Source organism: Streptomyces sp. NPDC038707 (genome assembly GCF_040636485.1).
In the GTDB taxonomy this organism is placed as follows: Bacteria; Actinomycetota; Actinomycetes; order Streptomycetales; family Streptomycetaceae; genus Streptomyces.
The window spans coordinates 61,272-78,469 of sequence record NZ_JBEZUP010000030.1; the positions used below are offsets into that span (position 1 = coordinate 61,272).

A 17,198-nucleotide genomic window follows, 5' to 3' on the forward strand; every position below is an offset into this window, starting at 1 on the left:
CCTCAGACCAGGTGGGCGAAGACGACCAGGTTGTCGGTGTAGTCGCGCACCTGACGGTCGTAGTCCCCGGCGCAGGTGATGAGCCGGACCTCGGGACGGTCGGCGTCCGCGTAGACCCGCTCGCTCGGGAAGTCGTCCTTGGCGAAGGTCTCGGCGCTGTCCACGACGAACTCCGCCGTACGCCCGTCGGCCCGCTCCACGGAGAACCGGTCGCCGGGCTCCAGCCGGCCCAGATCGGCGAAGACGGCCGCCGAGGTCACCGTGTCGACGTGCCCGGCGATGATCGCGGTGCCCCGCTCACCGGGCGAGACACCGCCGGCGTACCAGCCGACCAGGTTGGTGTCGGCCGCGGGCGGCGGTTGCAGCTGGCCCGAGGCGCCGAGGGACAGGGTGGTGAAGGGGGCGTCGACGGAGATCTCCGGGATGCGCAGCCGGGTCGGCGCGGACCGGGGCAGTGCCTCGTCCGATGGCCGGGGACCCGCCGGAACGGCGGCTTTGGCGCCCGGGGCCCGGGGCGGTCCGGGATCGGCGGCCGGCTGGTGACCGCCGAACAGGCTGACGGCGAGGAAGGCCGCCGCCACCCCCCACAGCGTCAGCCGCCCGCCGGAGCCGGAGCGCCGGTCGTCCGCGGGCGACGACGCCGCGGGGGCCGCGGAAGGATCTGCTGCCATCGGACACCACCTCACTCGGGCACGGCAGCACGGGTTTCGGGGCAGGACGGAGACGGGCGGGGCACCGCCGCGCGCAGAGCGGGACGGGGCGGTCCGGGCGCGCGGGCCGCCGGCGCGCCGGCGGTGTCCGCCGCCCCTGGCACACGGCGGCCGCCCGTCAGGACGCCGGTCCGGCGGCCTTCTTGCGGCGCAGGGTGTACGCGCCGGTGGCGGCCACGGCCAGCACGGCGAGGCCGCCCGCGGTGACACCGGGTGTGGCGAGCGCGCCGCCGCCGGTGTGCATGCCGCCGCGCGGCTTGCCGCCCTCGTCGTCCTCGCCCCACTCGCTCTTGCCGCTCCTGCCGCCCTTGTCGCCCTTTCCGCCCCCCTTCTCCTCCTTGCCGCCCTTCTCCTCGCCGTCGTCGTCCTCGCCCTTGTCGCGGTAGCTCTCGGGGTCGAACCTGCTGTCGTCGTTCTCCGAGCCCCAGCCGCCGCTGCGCACCGTGGCGAGCGCTCCGCCACCCGTGTGCATTCCGCCGCGCGGACCGTCGTGTTCCCCTCCGCCGCCGCGCTTGTTGCCGTAGTCGTTGTCCTTGTCGCTGTCGGATCCCTCGTCACGGCCGGAGTCGCTGTCGTCCTCCCTGCTGTACGAGGAGTCGTCACGACCGCTGTCGTGTCCCGCCGGAACGGCGAACGCGGCTCCGGGCGTCGCGAAGGCGAGGGCGGCCGTGGTGGCCGCCGTCGCCAGGAGCATGCGGGCAGAGCGCATAGTGATGTCCTTCCGCCGTGACCGGGCAGCGGACACCTCATCAGCTGGATGGACCCGGTCCCGACATGAACCACCGTCAGTGAGGCCTCCGGCTCCCACCATCCGAGCCGCCCAGCCGGGTCACCACGCCACCCGTCTGCCCCAGCGCGCCCGCTTCCCGGCCCCCCGTCCGGGTCAGTCGCGCGGCGGGCCGCCACCCCGCTCCCCGTCGGCCGCGTCCGGGCCGGCACCGGGTGAGGCCGGGCCCCTTGTTATGACTGCTGTCATAAAGCAGGCTGGTGCCTGCGGACGGCAGGGCGGGCATACGGTGGCGCTGCCGTACGGCAGCGGTCGGGCGGCGCTACGGCAGGCGGCATGACGGGAGGAAGCGGTGGCGGACGGAAGGGCACGCGCCCTGTGGGAGCGGTACGAGCCGGTGCACGACCTCGTGTACTTCGCGCCGGAGGCGCACCGGGCGGCGGACGCGCTCGGGCTGCGCGGGGGCTGGATGGGATATTTCGCGTTGCGCGCCGCCCCGCTCGGCGCGGTGTCCGCGTCCGTGGTGACGAGCTGTTTCTACGTCTTCCATCCCTCGCGGGTGACCCGGGCGCTGCCGGACGCCTGGGCGTACGCGGCTCCGGAGGAGGTGCTGACGGCCCGGCTGGAGGCGATGGACGCGGCGATGAGCCATCTGTTCGGGGCGGGTGTCGTCGGTGACGCCTCCTTCGCGGAGGCCGCGGACCTCGCGTGGGAGGCCGCCGCGGCGGCGGACACCACGGGCAGGGTGCTGGGCGCCGCCAACCAGGCACTCGACCGTCCGGAGCGGCCCGCCGCCCGGCTGTGGCAGGCGGTGACGACCCTGCGCGAGCACCGGGGCGACTCGCATGTGGCGGTGCTGGTCGGTCTGGGGCTGGGACCGGTGGAGGCCATGGTGCTCAAGGCGGCGGCCGGCGAGTCCGACGGGGACTTCCTGCGCGAGACGCGGAAGTGGCCGCGCGAGGAGTGGGCGGCGGCCCAGGAGCGGCTGCGCGCGGACGGCCGGCTCGCGGCCGACGGCTCGCTCACGCCCGCCGGTGCGGCGCTGCGCGCCGAGACGGAGGCGTTGACCGACGCGGCGGCCGAGCGGCCGTGGACCGTGCTGGGCGCCGAGCGGACCGAGCGGCTGGCCGCGCTGCTGGAGCCGATGGCCGGCGCGGTGGCGGAGTCGGGGCTGCTGCCGGCCAGGAATCCGGTGGGGGTGACCCGGGGGACGCGGCCCCTCGGGCGCTGAGCCCGGCGGTCACCGGCGGCCCCCGGATTCCTTCGCCGGTGACCTCATCCGTGTGACCGGCATCAGTGGTATCAATCGTTGAACTGCCTGGCGAGGCACCCTTGTTGGGGGCCGTACCCTGGGGCCGTGGTCAACCGTGCAGAGGATCCAGGACAGGTGGCGGCCCGGCTCACCGGGCGGGCCGTCACCGGGCCCCGGCCGTCGTCCGGCTCGCCCGCCGAGGTGCTGCTGGACGACGGGACTCCGGTGATGGTCAAGCGGGGCGACGGCCGGGGGGCGGTGCGTGCCGAGGTGGCGGGGCTGCGCTGGCTGGGTGCCGCGGGCGCGGTCCGGGTGCCGGCCGTGCTGGGACACGACGAACACTGGATGGTGACCGAGCGGATATCGGCCGGGTCCCCCGGGCCCGGGGCCGCGCTGCGTTTCGGCCGGGGCCTGGCCGCCCTGCACCGGGCGGGCGCGCCGCACTTCGGGGCGGCGCCGCCCGGCGGGCCCGAGGACGCCTGGATCGGCCTGGCCCCGATGCGGAACGCGCCGGGCACCGACTGGCCGGCCTGGTACGCCGAGCACCGTGTGCTGCCCTATGTGCGCGGTGCGGTGGACCGCGGGGCGCTCCGCCCGGCCGAGGCGGACGTGTTCGAGCGGGTCTGCGCGCGGCTGCCGGAGGTGGCGGGTCCGGCCGAGCCGCCCGCCCGGCTGCACGGCGACCTGTGGAACGGCAATGTGCTGTGGGGCGCCGACGGCGAGGTCCGGCTCATCGACCCGGCCGCGCACGGCGGACACCGGGAGACGGACCTGGCGATGCTCCACTTGTTCGGCTGCCCGCACCTGGAGCGGGTGCTCGCCGGTTACCAGGAGGCGGCGCCCCTGCCCGACGGCTGGCGGGACCGGGTGGGTCTGCACCAGCTGTTCCCGCTGCTGGTGCACGCGGTGCTGTTCGGGCGCGGGTACGCCGAACAGGCCCTGGCGGTGGCGCGGGAGACCCTCGCGCGGTAGGAGTCCACGGCGGCCCCCGAGCCGTGGTCACGGAGAGTGAGGAAACCAATCATCCGTTCGACACGTATAAGGACGTGACAGCCTAATCAGGGAGAGACCATGCAACCGTTCACGCTCAACTACGCGCGCCCCGCTGTGCAGTTGGACGTCACCACTCCGTATGCGTACGACTCCGGACTGCAACTGAACGTCCTCCCGGACGGGCGGATCGCCGCCACCGATCACGCGACGTTGAGAGCCCTCGGAACCACGACCTCGACCGCCGGTTCCAAGACGCACTTCGACGACTGAGCCGCGGATCCCCACAGATGACCGTACTCATCCTGACCAGTGAGGAAGACGTGACGGCGGACATGGTGGTCCTCCGGCTGGGCGAGGCCGGCGTGCCCGTCGTCCGGCTCGACCCCGCCGACCTGACCGACGGGGTGGCACTGTCGGGCGAGTACGTGCGGGGCGCCTTCAGGGGACATGTGTCCGTCGGCGGACGCCTGGTGAGCATGGACGGTCTGCGCTCCGTCTGGGTGCGCAGACCGGGCGCCCCGGCCGCCCGCGCCGCCCAGCCGTCCGCCTGGCTGACGGAGGAGTCGTCGCAGGCGCTGTACGGCATGCTGCGGTGCGGCGACGCCCGCTGGATGAACCATCCGGACGCCGCCCGCCGCGCCCGGCACAAGCCGTGGCAGCTGGGCCTGGCCCAGCGCAGCGGTCTCGCCGTGCCGGCCACCCTCATCACGACGTTCCCCCAGGCGGCGCGGGAGTTCGCGGAGCGCTTCCCGGATCTGGTGGTCAAGCCGGTCTCCGGGGCGCATCCGCAGGAGCCGCCCCGGTCCGTGCCGACCAGCCGGGTCGCGCCGGACGCCGATTTCACCGCGGTGGCCTACGGGCCGACCCTGCTGCAACGGCGGATCGCCAAGCGGGCCGACATCCGGCTCACCGTCGTCGGCGGCACGCTGCTGGCCGCCCGCAAACCCGCCGACCCGGACGCCCATCCGGACGACGTGGACGTCCGTTTCGCGCCGTCGGTCGCTCCCTGGCTGCCCGCGGACGTGCCCCCGCGCGTCGCCGAGGGCGTGCTGCGTTACATGGCGGGTGCCGAACTGGCGTACGGGGCCTTCGACTTCGCGGAGGACGCGGACGGCATCTGGTGGTTCCTGGAGTGCAACCAGTCCGGCCAGTTCGGTTTCGTGGAGATGGACACCGGTCAGCCGATCGCCGCCACCATCGCCGCGTGGCTCGCGGGGCGGGGGAACCCGGGCGGCGGGTGTGCGCGGGACGAGCGCGGCACACCATCCTGAAGAGGCGGGAACGGCTGTGAGAGAGGAACGCGACATGCGCATCGGACTGCTGGGGACGGGCCCGTGGGCGCGGGCGACGTACGCTCCCGCCCTCGCCGCGCACCCCGGGCTCCATTTCGCCGGGGTCTGGGGGCGCCGGCCGGAGGCGGCCACGGAGCTGGCGGAGCGGTACGGCGTCACGGCGTACGCCGACGTGGACGCGCTGCTGGCCGACGTGGACGCGGTGGCGGTGGCCCTGCCGCCGGCGGTGCAGGCACAGCTGGCGGTGCGCGCGGCCGGCGCGGGCCGTCATCTGCTGCTGGACAAGCCGCTGGCGGTGTCGGTGGCCGAGGGCCGGGCCGTGGTGGAGGCGGTGGAACGGGCCGGGGTGGCGTCGGTGGTGTTCTTCACCGCGCGCTTCCAGCAGGAGCCGGACGCCTGGGTGGAGGAACAGGCCGCCGTGCCCGGCTGGTTCACGGCGCGGGCGCAGTGGCTGGGCGCGGTGTTCACGGGCGACAGCCCGTTCGCGGCCTCGCCGTGGCGGCGGGAGAAGGGCGCGCTGTGGGACGTCGGCCCGCACGCCCTGTCGGTGCTGCTGCCGGTTCTCGGCGACGTACGGCGGGTCCTGGCGGCGGCGCGCGGTCCCGCGGACACCGTCCATCTGGTGCTCGAGCACGCCGGCGGCGCGTCCAGCTCGCTCACGCTGAGCCTGACGGCCCCGCCGGCGGCGGCCGGGGCCGAGGTGGAGCTGCGGGGCGAGGCGGGCGTGTCGGTCATGCCCGGGAGTGCGCAGGGGGCGGTCGCCGCGCTGTCCCGGGCCGCCGACGCCCTGATGCGGTCCGCCGGCACGGGCCGGCCGCACTCCTGCGATGCCGCATTCGGTCTCCGGGTGACCGAGGTCCTGGCCGCGGCGGAGGACCGGCTCACGGCCGCCGGGGAGTAGGCCGCCCGGTGCCGTGAGCCGGTCTTCGCGCCGTCAGCGCCCGTCGCCGGCCGCCGGGTCGGCCCAGTAGGAGACGCGTTCGCGTACGACGGGGTAGCGGGCCGCGGTGAAGTGCGCGGCCATCGGGAAGTTGCCCTGGTCGGTGGCGGCGGCGATGAAGTGGGCGCCCTGTCCGGCCAGGAAGCGGGTGCAGTCGGCGAGCAGGTCGTAGGCGTAGCCGTGGCCGCGGTGTTCGGGCACCACCCCGATGAAGCCGACGCACGGTCCCGCGGGGTTGCGGGCCGGGATGTGGATGCCGACCGGCTCGCCCGCGGGGGTGCGGGCGAGCCGCCACCAGTCGCGGGGCGAGGGGAACCAGTGGAAGAAGTCCAGTTCCTCCCTGGCCGCCCGGTCCACGCCGCCCCGCTCGACGGCCCGGCGGGCGTGGGCGTCGAGGGTGGCGGAGTGGATGCGGCACAAGAGGTCGTAGAACACGCTGTCGTCCGGTTCGGCGGTGAACACGAGGCGCCCGGGCCGTTCGGGCAGGCCCCGGTCCGGGGTCCAGCGGTAGGTGAACCGCTCCACCAAGGGGGTGTAGCCGGCCCGGCGCGCGGCGGCGGCGCCGGTGCCGGCCGCGGCCCGCCGGCGCGGGTCGTCCCGCCAGCCGGGCGGCAGGTCGAGTTCGAGTTCGGGGGTCCGCCAGGGGGCCGTCCGCAGCAGTGCGGCACCGGCCTCCTCCTCGCCCTCGGCCACGTCGAGCCAGTTGATCACCAGGGGCTCGGGGTCCTCGGGCCGGGCCCACCAGGCGGCGCGTGCCACGACGCGGCCCTCGCGCAGGGCGACGCGCTGCCAGTCGGGGCGGTAGCGGGTGTGCCGGTGCCGTTCGCCCAGGGCGAGCGGGTCGGGCATCGTGTGGAACAGGTGCGCGCTGCTGTCGTCGAGCGCGCGGATGACCAGGCCGGTCATGGATTCCTCCGGAATGCGTGGATGGGCGACGCTCCCGGTCGGATCATCGGATCAGATGTGACACGCCCGCGGCGCGGGGAGGGGGGAGCGCCTGCTGCTGTCGTGCATGACACTCGCCTCCTTCTTCCGTCCGGTCCGGGCGTGGCGGGCCCACGCTAGGCGGGCGGCCGGGCGGACGTCCACCGGTTTTCGCGTTCTCCCGCGAGGTGCGGGGCATCGGCGGCGGCGTAGCGTGGGGATGTGGGATCGGTACGCGGCCGGTGGGTGCGCGGGGAGAGCCGGGAGCGCGGCTGGCTGCGCGGAGCGCCACCGCCGTGGTGGGTGCGTGTGCTGCCCGTCCTGCTGCTCGCGGTCGTCGGCTCGGCCACGCTGATCACCCCCCACGCCCGCGATCTCGGCTTCCTGCTGGGCGCGATCCCGCCGCTGGCGGTGCTGTCGTACGGTCCGCTGACCACCGGGGTGCTCGGCCTGGCCGTGGTCGCGGTGCTCACCGTGCCGGCCACCCATCTGAACCGCCCCGGTGACACCGACCTGCTGACCGTCGTGTTCGTGGCCGCGCTGAGCGTGTTCGTGTCCTATGTGCGCAGCCGCCGGGACGCCCAGCTCGACACGGAGCGGGCGATCGGCGAGGCGGTGCAGCGGGCCGTGCTGCCGCCGCTGCCGGACCGGGTCGGGCGGATCGGGTGTGCGGCCTACTACCGGGCCGCGCAGGACGGAACTTTGGTGGGCGGGGACTTCTTCGACGTACGGGCCGGACCGTACGGGGTGCGCGCGGTGCTGGGCGATGTGCGGGGGCACGGGCTGACGGCCGTGGCCACGGTGGTGTCGCTGCTGGGGGCGTTCCGGGAGGCCGCGCTGGACCAGCCGGACCTGGAGTCGGTGGCGGCGCGGCTGGACCGCCGGCTGGCGGTGGACGCGGCGGCCGTGGGGCACGCGGAGCTGTTCGCCACGGCCCTGCTGCTGGAGTTCGCCGACGGCACGGCCGCGGTACGGGTGGTCTCCTGCGGGCATCCGGCGCCGGTGCTGGTGCGGCCCGCGGCGGCCCGGGAGGTGACCGTCGCGCCCGCACCGCCGCTGGGCATCGGGCTGACCGGCGTTGACCCGCCGAAGGAGGTCACCGTGCCGCTGCGCCCGGGCGACCGGCTGTTCCTGGCCTCCGACGGCGTGTGGGAGGCCCGGGACGCCGACGGCGCCTTCTATCCCCTGCCCCAGCGGCTGGCCGCCCTGTCAGGCACCCCGTCCGCCGAGCTGCCCGGCGCGGTGTGGGAGGACCTGGTACGACGCCGCTACCGCGTCCGCGACGACGCGACCATGCTGGTGCTGACACCGGAGGCCGGGGAGGACAGCGCCCCGGCCGGACGGGGCGTCCCGCCGGCCCGGTGACCGGCCGGCGCGGGGCGCCGGCCGGAGGGCTCCGCGCTGCCCCGGCATGCGATCGGCACGCGGTGCCGGGCCGGCGCGAAGGAGCGAACTCGGTCTGATTCCTGGCCGGATGACACCGGAACGGTGGGTACCCGCCCGGTGACGCGGTGTACTTGGAGCGGGACCGCATCAGGCAAGGCCGACCAGTCTGGAGACCGTGTGACCGTCACCGACCGCATCGCCCTCGACCCCTTCGGCTCCGACATCGCCGCGGAGGCCGCCCGGCTGCGCGCCCTCGGCCCCGTCGTCCCCGTGGAACTGCCCGGCTCCGTCCCCGCGTGGGCGCCGACCGGCTACGACTCCCTCAAGGCGCTCATCCTCGATCCCCGGGTCAGCAAGGACGCGCGCCGGCACTGGCGGCTGTGGCCGGAGCTGGAGGAGCATCCGTCCTGGGGCTGGCTGGCCAACTGGGTGAGCGTGGTCAACATGCTGACCACCTACGGCGCCGACCACATCCGGCTGCGCAGGCTGGTGGCGCCGAGCTTCACCCACCGGCGCACCGAGGCGATGCGGCCCCGGGTGGCGGCGCTGACGGCCGAGCTGCTGGACGGGATGGCGGCGGCGGGGGCCGGCGGCGCCGCGGTCGACCTGCGCGAGGGGCTCGCGCATCCCCTGCCGATGCGCATGATCGCTGAACTCCTCGGGGTGCCCGACGAGTTGCGGCCCGATGCCGCGCGTCTCATCTCCGACTTCATGAAGACCTCCGACCCGAGTCCCGAGTTCGCGGCCTCGGTGCGCGAGCGCGTCGGCTCGGTGCTGGGCGCGCTGATCGAGTACCGGCGGGCCCGGCCGGGCGACGACATCACCACGGAACTGATCCGGGTCCGGGACGAGGACGGTGGCCGCCTCTCGGACGAGGAACTGCTGCACACACTGCTGCTGGTGGTCGGCGCCGGCTTCGAGACCACCGTCAACCTCATCGGCAACGCGGTGGTCGCCCTGCTCGCCGACCCGGGGCAACTGGCAGCGGTGCGCGCCGGGAAGACCGGCTGGGGCGCGGTGGTCGACGAGACGCTGCGGGTGCATCCGTCCATCGCCGCGCTGCCGTTGCGGTTCGCGGTGGAGGAGCTGACGGTCGGGGGCGTGACGATCCCGGCCGGGGACGCGATCATCACGACGTACGCCGCCTCGGGGCTGGACCCGGCGCACTACGGCCCCGACGCGGCGGTCTTCGACGCGGCGCGGGCGGCCGAGGACCATCTGGCGTTCGGTGTCGGCGTGCACCGCTGCATCGGGGCTCCGCTGGCCCGGCTGGAGGCGCTGACCGCGCTGCCCGCCCTGTTCTCCCGCTTCCCCGCCCTGCGTCTGGCCCGCCCCGCCGGCGAACTGCGCCACGTGCCGTCGTTCATCTCCCACGGCTGGCAGGAGATCCCGGTTCTGCTGGCGGACTGAGGTCCGGGGAGCGTGGACCCTTGCGTCCGGTGGCCCGGTGACGCCGGACACGGCTCCGCCGGCGGCCCGGGGGGAGTGGGCCGCCGGCGGAGACACCGCGCCCGGGGTGGGGGGAGCCCCGGGCGTCTCAGTTGCTCGGATGCCCCGCTTTCCTGGAGGTACGCAGTCGATTTCCAGACGATCCGAGAAAATTCCCGGACGGCCCGGGAGGTGGGGAGGGCGGGCGTGGAGTGACCGGCGTGACGCCCGGCGGGCCGCCGCCGCTCCTGCGGCTCCGCGCCCCGCGCGCTCGTGTGACTCCGCGCCCGGCGGGCAGAGGGCGCCGGTGACGACGGTCGAGACGCGCGCGGGTGGGTGCCGGTGAGGCGCGTGGGGTGTGCGGGACGGCATAAGCTCGACGGGTGGCGAAGTATTTCGACGTGCATCCCGACAATCCGCAGCCGCGCAGCATCGCCCAGATCGCTGACGCGGTGCGCTCGGAAGCGCTCATCGCGTATCCGACCGACTCCTGTTACGCGCTCGGCTGCCGGCTGGGCAGCCGGGACGGCATGGACCGGATCCGTGCCATCCGCCGGCTGGACGACCGGCACCACTTCACGCTGATGTGCCGGGACTTCGCGCAGCTCGGCCAGTTCGTGCGGGTGGACAACGACGTCTTCCGGGCGGTGAAGTCGTCCACGCCCGGCAGCTACACCTTCATTCTCCCGGCCACCCGTGAGGTGCCGCGCAAGCTGTTGCATCCGAAGAAGAAGACCGTGGGCGTACGCATCCCGGACCACGTGGTCACCCAGGCGCTGCTGGCGGAGCTGGGCGAACCGCTGCTGTCCAGCACGCTGCTGCTGCCCGACGAGGAGGAGCCGCTGACCCAGGGCTGGGAGATCAAGGACCGGCTCGACCACGTGGTGGACGCGGTGGTCGACTCCGGCGAGTGCGGCACCGAGCCGACCACGGTGGTCGACTTCTCCGGCGGCGAGGCGGAGATCGTCCGGCGGGGCGCGGGCGACACCAGCCGCTTCGAGTGAGCGCGCGCGACACAGGGGCGGTTGCCCTACGGGGGCGTCCCACACGGACGCCCGCCACATGTGCTTCCCGCACATAGGTGCCCCCCACATGGGTGCCCCCCACGCATCAGCGCCGGCCGCATGGACGCGACCCGCACAGACCCGACACACGGACCCGACACACGGATCCGACCCGCACACGTCCACGCACACGCCCACGCCCACGCCGGTCAGCGCGTGGACGATCTTGCGTGACAGCATGGGCGCAGCCATGGCGCCGGAGGCCGTCGCCGCCCGGCGCCCGTTGTCCCGAGGGAGGGCTTGTCCACCATGACCGATGTCCAGCGAGACGATGTCGACATCCGGACCGAGGACGGCGTCGCCGACGCCTACCTCGTCCACCCCGCAGACGGCCGCCCCCGGCCGGGCGTGCTGTTCTACCAGGACGCCTACGGCCCGCGACCGCACCTGAAGTCGATGGCCGACCGGCTGGCCGCGGCCGGCTACACCGTGCTGCTGCCGAACGTGTTCTACCGGCTCGGCCGGGCCCCGGTCGTGGACCTGCCGGAGTTCATCGACCCGGCCGGCGACCCGACCATCTGGGAACGGCTCGGCCCGATGCTGGCCGGCCTGACGCCGGACCTGGTCAAGCGGGACGCGGGCGCCTACCTGCGCTGGCTGGCCGACAGCCCGCTGGTGGCGGACGGCCCGGTCGCGCTGACCGGCTACTGCATGGGGTCCCGGCTCGCGCTGTGGACGGCGGGCGCCCACCCGGACCGGGTCGCGGCGGCGGCCGGTTTCCACGGCGGGGGCCTGGCCACCGACGACCCGGACAGCCCGCACCTGGAGGCCCCGCGCATCACCGCGGAGCTGTACTTCGGGCACGCCGACGAGGACACGTCGCTGCCCCCGGAGCAGATCGCGCGTTTCGAGGAGGCGCTGACCGCCGCCGGCGTGCGCCACACCTGCGAGGTCTACACCGGCGCCCACCACGGTTACACCCAGGCGGACACCCCCGCCTACCACCGGGAGGCCGACGAGCGGCACTGGGCGGCCCTGCTGGACCTGCTCGGGCGCACGTTCTGACGGAACACGGCCCGGCACCCGCCGACCGGTGGGCGCCGGGCCGATCCGGTCCCGGACATTGACATGAACTCGTCGTGGCTGGAATCTGAGAGCGCTCTCAGAACTGGTACGGACCAGATCCGTACGACCCCGACCCCACACGGAGGTGGAGAGTGCCTCACAGGCTCACCCGGGGCGTGCTGCCCCTGGCCGCCGCCACGGCGCTGCTCGGCGGACTGCTCGCGCTCGGCACCCCGGGCCGCGCGGACGCCGCCGTCCCCGACACCATCCCGCTGACGATCACCAACAACTCGGGCCGTTCCGAACCGGTCTACGTCTACGACCTCGGCACCCAGTTGTCCTCGGGACGGCAGGGCTGGGCCGACGCGGACGGCGTATTCCACGCCTGGCCGGCCGGCGGCAACCCGCCGACCCCCGCACCGGACGCGGCGATACCCGGCCCGGCCGCCGGCCAGTCCAGAACCATCCGCATCCCGAAGTTCTCCGGCCGGATCTACTTCTCCTACGGCCGGAAGCTGGACTTCCGGCTGACCACCGGCGGACTGGTCCAGCCGGCCGTGCAGAACCCGTCCGACCCCAACCGCGACATCCTCTTCAACTGGTCGGAGTACACACTCAACGACGCCGGACTGTGGCTCAACAGCACACAGGTGGACATGTTCTCGGCACCGTACGCGGTCGGGGTGCAGCGCGCCGACGGCGGGGTGACCACCACCGGGCATCTGAAGTCCGGCGGCTGGAGCGGGTTCTTCTCCGCGCTGCGCGCCCAGCCGGGCGGCTGGGCGGGCCTGATCCAGACCCGCTCGGACGGGACCGTGCTGCGCGCGCTGTCCCCGCTGTACGGCGTGGAGACCGGGGCGCTGCCCGGATCCGTGCTGGACGACTATGTGAACCGGGTCTGGCAGAAGTACACGACGTCGACGCTGACCGTCACGCCGTTCGCGGACCAGCCGAACACCAAGTACTACGGCCGGGTCTCGGGCAACGTCATGAACTTCACCAACGCCGCCGGCGCCGTCGTCACCAGTTTCCAGAAGCCGGACGCGGCCAGCGTCTTCGGCTGTCACAAGCTGCTCGACGCGCCCAACGACACCGTCCGCGGGCCCATCTCCCGTACGCTGTGCGCCGGTTTCAACCGCTCGACCCTGCTGGTCAACCCCAATCAGCCGGATGCCACGACGGCCGATTTCTACCGGGACGCGGTGACCAACCAGTACGCGCGCGCGGTGCACGCGCAGATGGCCGACGGCAAGGCCTACGCGTTCGCCTTCGACGACGTCGGCCACCAGGAGTCGCTGGTGCACGACGGCTCCCCGCAGCAGGCGTACCTCACGCTGGACCCGCTCGGCTGACACGGCGCGGTCCCGCACCCGGCGCGCCGGGTGCGGGACCGCGAGCGGTGTCACATGATCAGCCGGTCGTCAGGGCCGTGTCGTCCACGACGAAGCTGGTCTGGAGGCCGGAGTCCTCCACACCGTTGAACTTCAGCGTGACCGTGGAGCCCGCCAGCGAGGACAGGTCGAAGGTCTTCTGGCTGTAGCCGGAGGCCGCGTCGAGGTTCGAGTAGGTGGCGAGGGTCTTGGAACCGGCGGTCACCGTCAGCTTGTCGTACTGGACGCTGGTGGTGGTCTCGTCGGTGTCGATGTGCAGGTAGAAGGTCAGGGTCGCCTTGCAGCCCGCCGGGACGGCCACCGACTGGGACAGCGTGTCGGTGTGGGTGGAGCCGTAGCCGTTCAGCCACGCCTTGTACGAGCCGCCGTGGGCCGGCTGGCCGCTGTCGGTGGTGATGACACCGCTGGTGGAGGTCCAGCCGGTGCTGCCGGACTCGAAGCCGGGGTTGCCCAGCAACTGCCTGGCGGAGCAGCCGCCGCCGGTCGTGCTGACCGTCCAGGCGAAGGTGGCGGTGCCGGTCGCGCCGGTGGAGTCGGTCACCGTCACGGTGGTGTTGTAGCCGCCCGCCGTGGTGGGCGTGCCGGTGATCAGGCCGGTGGAGCCGTTGATCGTCAGGCCGGCGGGCAGGCCGGAGGCGCTGTAGGTCAGCGCGCCGCCGTTGCTGCTGCTCGCCTGGATCTGCAGGCTGACGGCGGTGCCGACGGTGGCGGACTGGCTGCCCGGGTTGGTGACCGTGACCCCGTTCGCGGGCGGGTTGATGTGACCGCCGACGCCGATGCCGGCGAACGCGTTGCCCACTCCGGCGTACTGCGTGGAGTTGGTGCCGTACAGCGCTGCGGCGGCGTTGAGCGCGGCGGTGCGGGCACCGGCGTAGTTGGTGCTGGACGTCATGTACGTCGTCAGCGCCTTGTACCAGATCTTCAGCGCGGCGTCGCGGCCGATGCCGGTGACGGCGACGCCGTCGGACGTCGGGCTGTTGTAGGTCACGCCGTTGACGACCTTGGTGCCGCTGCCCTCGGACAGCAGGTAGAACATGTGGTTCGCCGGGCCGGAGGAGTAGTGGACGTCCAGGCCGCCGAGCCCGGAGTACCAGCTGTCCTTCGACGCGCCGTCCTTGCTGGGCTTGTCCATGTACCGCAGCGGCGAGCCGTCGCCGTTGATGTCGATCTTCTCGCCGATGAGGTAGTCACCGACGTCCTTGGTGTTGTTCGCGTAGAACTCCACGCCGGTGCCGAAGATGTCGGAGGTCGCCTCGTTCAGGCCGCCCGACTCGCCGCTGTACTCGAGGCCGGCGGTGTTCGAGGTGACGCCGTGGCTCATCTCGTGGCCGGCCACGTCCAGCGAGGTCAGGGCGTGGGTGTTGCCCGAGCCGTCGCCGTAGGTCATGCAGAAGCAGCTGTCGTCCCAGAAGGCGTTGACGTAGCCGCTGCTGTAGTGGACGCGGCTGTAGGCGGCGACGCCGTCGTTGCGGATGCCGCTGCGGCCGAAGGTGTTCTTGTAGAAGTCCCAGGTCTCCTGGGCGCCGTAGGCGGCGTCGGCGCCCGCGGTCTGGGTGTTGGAGCCGGTGCCGTCGCCCCAGACGTCGTCCGCGTCGGTCAGCAGGGTGCCGGTGCCGGAGGTGCCCCGGTTGAGGTTGTAGGTCTTGTGACCGCCGCGCGTGGTGTCGTACAGCTGGTACGTCGAGCCCGACAGCGTGGTGTTCAGGCTGACGGCGCCGCTGTACTGGGTGTTGCCGGTGCCGGTCCTGACCGCCTGGTAGCGGTACAGCTCCTTGCCGGTGGTGGCGTCGGTGATGACGTGCAGCCGGCTCGGGGTGCCGTCGTCCTGGAGGCCGCCGATCACCGTCTCCCAGGCGAGCTTCGGAGTGCCGGCGCCGGCCCAGATCACCTTGCGGGCGCTGTCCGTGGTGGGCTCGGCGGCCAGTGTCCGCGCGGCCTTCAGCGCCTTGGTCCCGGCGGCGGCCTTGGTGACGGTGGCCGTGGTCGAGGGCACCTTGATGGTGCGCCGGCTGTTGAAGGTGGTGCTCACGGTGCCCTTGGCCAGCGAGGCGGGCGGGGTGTGCACGACGAGGTCGCCGCCGAGGACCGGCAGTCCGTCGTAGGTGCGCTCGTAACGGGTGTGCAGGGTACCGTCGTTGTCCTTGACGACGTCCTTGACGACCAGCTTCTCCTTGGCGCCGAGACCGAGGGCGCGGGCGGTGCCGGCGGTCTCTTCCCGGGCGCTGTCGACGAGCGCCCGGTGCTGGGCCGGGCTGAGCCGGGCCTCCAGTCCGCCGGTGCGCAGCGGGCCGGGGTGGGGAGCCGCCGGGGCCGCGGTCGCCGGGACCGCCTGGAGACCGACGGCGAGGAACGCCGCGGTGGAGAGCAGGGCGGCCGCTGCCGTGGCGCGCTTGTGGGGAAGGGGTCTGTGGGGTCTCACGCGTACTCCTCCTGCCGCGGTCGCCGGTCGGCGGCCGGTGAGGTGACGGACGGGCAGCGGGGTCTGCTGCCCGGGTGAGCTGAAGCCGTGCGGGGCCGTGATCCGGGAACCGGTGGGGCGGATCAGGGTGCGCAGGGAGAATGACAGCATTGACCGAGCCATGTCACCTCCGGCCGGATCAATCGAGGGTTTTCCCTATCGGCCGGCCCGGCCGGACCGGGAGGTGAGCGGCGGGTGTCCGTGGGCGGGGCAGGGGCCGGTCAGGGCTCCGGGGAAGGCCGTGGCCGGATCCGGGTCACGCGGGAGGGAAGGAGATCGCTGACGACCCGTCCGGCATCGCGCCCGCCGGTCGGCACATCGGTACCGCACCCGGCCCGCGTCCGGAACCACTGGCTCGGCGGGAAGGACAACCACCCGGCCGACGAGGCTGCCGGGGACGCCTGTACCACGGTCTTCCCCGGCAGCGTCACCCCCGCCCGCGCAGGCCGGGCGTTCCCGCGCCGCGCCCTCGCCCACCTCGTCACCGAGGCGGGCATCCGGCAGTTCCTGGATATCGGCCGTGTGTCCGGTGCGCGGGACGCGCGTCCGGCCGGCACGGCAGTCCGGCTCCCCTGACACCTTCTGTCAGCGAGGTGCGGCAGACTCGCGTCATGCGTGCGAGCCGACTGCTGTCCGTCCTGTTACTCCTCCAGACCCGGGGCCGGCTGACCGCCCGGCAACTGGCCGACGAACTGGAGGTGTCCGTCCGCACGGTGTACCGGGACATGGAGTCGCTCACAGCCGCCGGCGTCCCCGTCTACGGCGACCCCGGTCACGAGGGCGGCTACCGCCTGCTGGACGGCTACCGCACCCGGCTGACCGGGCTGACCCGTCAGGAGGCCGAAGCGCTGTTCCCGGCCGGACTGCCCGGGCCGGCGGCGGACCTCGGGCTCGGCACCGTCCTCGCCACCGCCCAGCTGAAGCTGACGGCCGCGCTGCCCGACGAACTGCGCGACCGGACCGGGGAGATACGGCAGCGGTTCCACCTGGACACCTCCGGCTGGTACGCCGAGGCGGACACGACCGAGCACCTGGCCGCCGTGACCGACGCGGTGTGGCGCCGGCACCGCGTCCGGGTCCGCTACCGGCGCCGGCGGGCACCCCAGGAGGTGACGCGGACCCTGGACCCCTACGGCCTGGTGCTCAAGTCCGGCCGCTGGTACCTGGTGGCGGCGAGGCCGGGGCACATCCGCACCTACCGGGTCTCGCAGATCCTCTCGATCCGGGCCCTGCCGGAACAGTTCGAACGCCCGGCGGAGTTCGACCTGGCCGCGCACTGGCAGTCGTACCTGGCCGGCTTCGACGCCCGCCGGCACCGGGACGAGGCCGTGGTACGGCTCTCGCCCGCGCTGCTCGGCCGGCTGCCCGACCTCATCGAACCGGCTCTCGCCCGCGCCGCCCGGGACAGCGCGGGCCCGCCCGGTCCCGACGGGCGGGTACGGGCCGTCATCCCCATCGAGTCCGTGGACCACGCCGTCGGCATGCTGCTCGGGCTCGGCGCGGAGGCCGAGGTCGTGGCACCCCCCGAGCTGAGGACCCGCATGGCCCGCACGGTCGCCGCCCTGTCCGCCGTCTACGGCCGCCCGCCGGCCACGGGCTGACCGGCGCCGGGGCACGGCCGAGTGCCG

Annotated in this window: 15 protein-coding genes and 1 pseudogene; 12 read left to right on the top strand and 4 right to left on the bottom strand. The window is 73.9% G+C overall.

Translation table 11 applies throughout. The features are described from left to right. Positions 1 to 2: 2 nt before the first annotated feature. Both AB0E62_RS30760 and AB0E62_RS30765 read right to left on the bottom strand, forming a co-directional pair. Positions 3 to 671: a class F sortase gene (locus AB0E62_RS30760; protein ID WP_362201060.1), complete on the bottom strand. Its 669-nt coding sequence runs from the start codon at positions 669 to 671 to the stop codon at positions 3 to 5. Positions 672 to 828: 157 nt separating this feature from the next. Continuing rightward, complete coding sequence (locus AB0E62_RS30765; protein ID WP_362201063.1) at positions 829 to 1,419, bottom strand: hypothetical protein; 591 nt, start codon at positions 1,417 to 1,419, stop codon at positions 829 to 831. A 370-nt stretch (positions 1,420 to 1,789) separates the two neighbouring features. On the opposite strand from AB0E62_RS30765, the gene AB0E62_RS30770 reads away from it, so the two are divergent. From AB0E62_RS30770 to AB0E62_RS30790, 5 genes are all read left to right on the top strand, one after another. Next, on the top strand, positions 1,790 to 2,668 hold the full coding sequence (locus AB0E62_RS30770) for a hypothetical protein (protein WP_362201066.1): 879 nt from the start codon (positions 1,790 to 1,792) through the stop codon (positions 2,666 to 2,668). Between the two features lie 156 nt (positions 2,669 to 2,824). Next, positions 2,825 to 3,661 carry a fructosamine kinase family protein gene (locus tag AB0E62_RS30775; protein WP_362201162.1) on the top strand — a complete coding sequence of 279 codons (837 nt, stop codon included), beginning with the start codon at positions 2,825 to 2,827 and terminating at the stop codon, positions 3,659 to 3,661. Between the two features lie 99 nt (positions 3,662 to 3,760). Beyond that, positions 3,761 to 3,952 carry a putative ATP-grasp-modified RiPP gene (gene tgmA, locus AB0E62_RS30780; protein ID WP_020938095.1) on the top strand — a complete coding sequence of 64 codons (192 nt, stop codon included), beginning with the start codon at positions 3,761 to 3,763 and terminating at the stop codon, positions 3,950 to 3,952. Between the two features lie 17 nt (positions 3,953 to 3,969). Next, positions 3,970 to 4,953: an ATP-grasp ribosomal peptide maturase gene (gene tgmB / locus AB0E62_RS30785; RefSeq protein WP_362201069.1), complete on the top strand. Its 984-nt coding sequence runs from the start codon at positions 3,970 to 3,972 to the stop codon at positions 4,951 to 4,953. Positions 4,954 to 4,987: 34 nt separating this feature from the next. Beyond that, on the top strand, positions 4,988 to 5,875 hold the full coding sequence (locus AB0E62_RS30790; protein WP_362201072.1) for a Gfo/Idh/MocA family oxidoreductase: 888 nt from the start codon (positions 4,988 to 4,990) through the stop codon (positions 5,873 to 5,875). Between the two features lie 33 nt (positions 5,876 to 5,908). Here the strand turns inward: AB0E62_RS30790 and AB0E62_RS30795 are convergent, their stop codons facing one another. Continuing rightward, entirely contained in the window at positions 5,909 to 6,820 is a 912-nt protein-coding gene (locus AB0E62_RS30795) for a GNAT family N-acetyltransferase (RefSeq protein WP_362201075.1), read from the bottom strand. 240 nt (positions 6,821 to 7,060) lie between these two features. Here AB0E62_RS30795 and AB0E62_RS30800 point away from each other — a divergent pair, with 240 nt between their 5' ends. The 5 genes from AB0E62_RS30800 to AB0E62_RS30820 all read left to right on the top strand — a co-directional run bounded on the left by AB0E62_RS30800 (position 7,061) and on the right by AB0E62_RS30820 (position 13,073). Further along, a complete protein-coding gene (locus AB0E62_RS30800; RefSeq protein WP_362201077.1) occupies positions 7,061 to 8,203 on the top strand; it encodes a PP2C family protein-serine/threonine phosphatase in 1,143 nt (380 codons plus the stop codon). 198 nt (positions 8,204 to 8,401) lie between these two features. Further along, on the top strand, positions 8,402 to 9,634 hold the full coding sequence (locus AB0E62_RS30805; protein WP_362201080.1) for a cytochrome P450: 1,233 nt from the start codon (positions 8,402 to 8,404) through the stop codon (positions 9,632 to 9,634). Between the two features lie 401 nt (positions 9,635 to 10,035). After that, positions 10,036 to 10,656: an L-threonylcarbamoyladenylate synthase gene (locus tag AB0E62_RS30810; RefSeq protein WP_362201083.1), complete on the top strand. Its 621-nt coding sequence runs from the start codon at positions 10,036 to 10,038 to the stop codon at positions 10,654 to 10,656. 309 nt (positions 10,657 to 10,965) lie between these two features. After that, positions 10,966 to 11,721 (top strand): dienelactone hydrolase family protein, encoded by a 756-nt coding sequence (locus AB0E62_RS30815; RefSeq protein ID WP_362201086.1) that lies wholly within the window; start codon positions 10,966 to 10,968, stop codon positions 11,719 to 11,721. Positions 11,722 to 11,873: 152 nt separating this feature from the next. Beyond that, positions 11,874 to 13,073 (top strand): glycoside hydrolase family 64 protein, encoded by a 1,200-nt coding sequence (locus AB0E62_RS30820; protein WP_362201089.1) that lies wholly within the window; start codon positions 11,874 to 11,876, stop codon positions 13,071 to 13,073. Positions 13,074 to 13,131: 58 nt separating this feature from the next. On the opposite strand, the gene AB0E62_RS30825 is transcribed toward AB0E62_RS30820, so the two are convergent. Beyond that, a complete protein-coding gene (locus AB0E62_RS30825; RefSeq protein WP_362201091.1) occupies positions 13,132 to 15,531 on the bottom strand; it encodes a M4 family metallopeptidase in 2,400 nt (799 codons plus the stop codon). A gap of 318 nt (positions 15,532 to 15,849) precedes the next feature. Here AB0E62_RS30825 and AB0E62_RS30830 point away from each other — a divergent pair. Together AB0E62_RS30830 and AB0E62_RS30835 are read left to right on the top strand one after the other, a co-directional pair. After that, positions 15,850 to 16,089, top strand: a pseudogene (locus AB0E62_RS30830) (SAM-dependent methyltransferase); the annotation flags it as partial. Between the two features lie 92 nt (positions 16,090 to 16,181). Further along, positions 16,182 to 17,171 carry a WYL domain-containing protein gene (locus AB0E62_RS30835; protein ID WP_362201094.1) on the top strand — a complete coding sequence of 330 codons (990 nt, stop codon included), beginning with the start codon at positions 16,182 to 16,184 and terminating at the stop codon, positions 17,169 to 17,171. The last annotated feature ends 27 nt before the right edge of the window (positions 17,172 to 17,198 follow it).

Excerpts from the sequence above, each read along its gene's own strand:
- AB0E62_RS30835 (WP_362201094.1), top strand. The coding sequence starts at position 16,182 with ATGCGTGCGAGCCGACTGCTGTCCGTCCTGTTACTCCTCCAGACCCGG.
- AB0E62_RS30760 (WP_362201060.1), bottom strand. The coding sequence starts at position 671 with ATGGCAGCAGATCCTTCCGCGGCCCCCGCGGCGTCGTCGCCCGCGGAC.
- AB0E62_RS30795 (WP_362201075.1), bottom strand. The coding sequence starts at position 6,820 with ATGACCGGCCTGGTCATCCGCGCGCTCGACGACAGCAGCGCGCACCTG.
- AB0E62_RS30765 (WP_362201063.1), bottom strand. The coding sequence starts at position 1,419 with ATGCGCTCTGCCCGCATGCTCCTGGCGACGGCGGCCACCACGGCCGCC.
- tgmA (WP_020938095.1), top strand. The coding sequence starts at position 3,761 with ATGCAACCGTTCACGCTCAACTACGCGCGCCCCGCTGTGCAGTTGGAC.
- AB0E62_RS30815 (WP_362201086.1), top strand. The coding sequence starts at position 10,966 with ATGACCGATGTCCAGCGAGACGATGTCGACATCCGGACCGAGGACGGC.
- tgmB (WP_362201069.1), top strand. The coding sequence starts at position 3,970 with ATGACCGTACTCATCCTGACCAGTGAGGAAGACGTGACGGCGGACATG.
- AB0E62_RS30790 (WP_362201072.1), top strand. The coding sequence starts at position 4,988 with ATGCGCATCGGACTGCTGGGGACGGGCCCGTGGGCGCGGGCGACGTAC.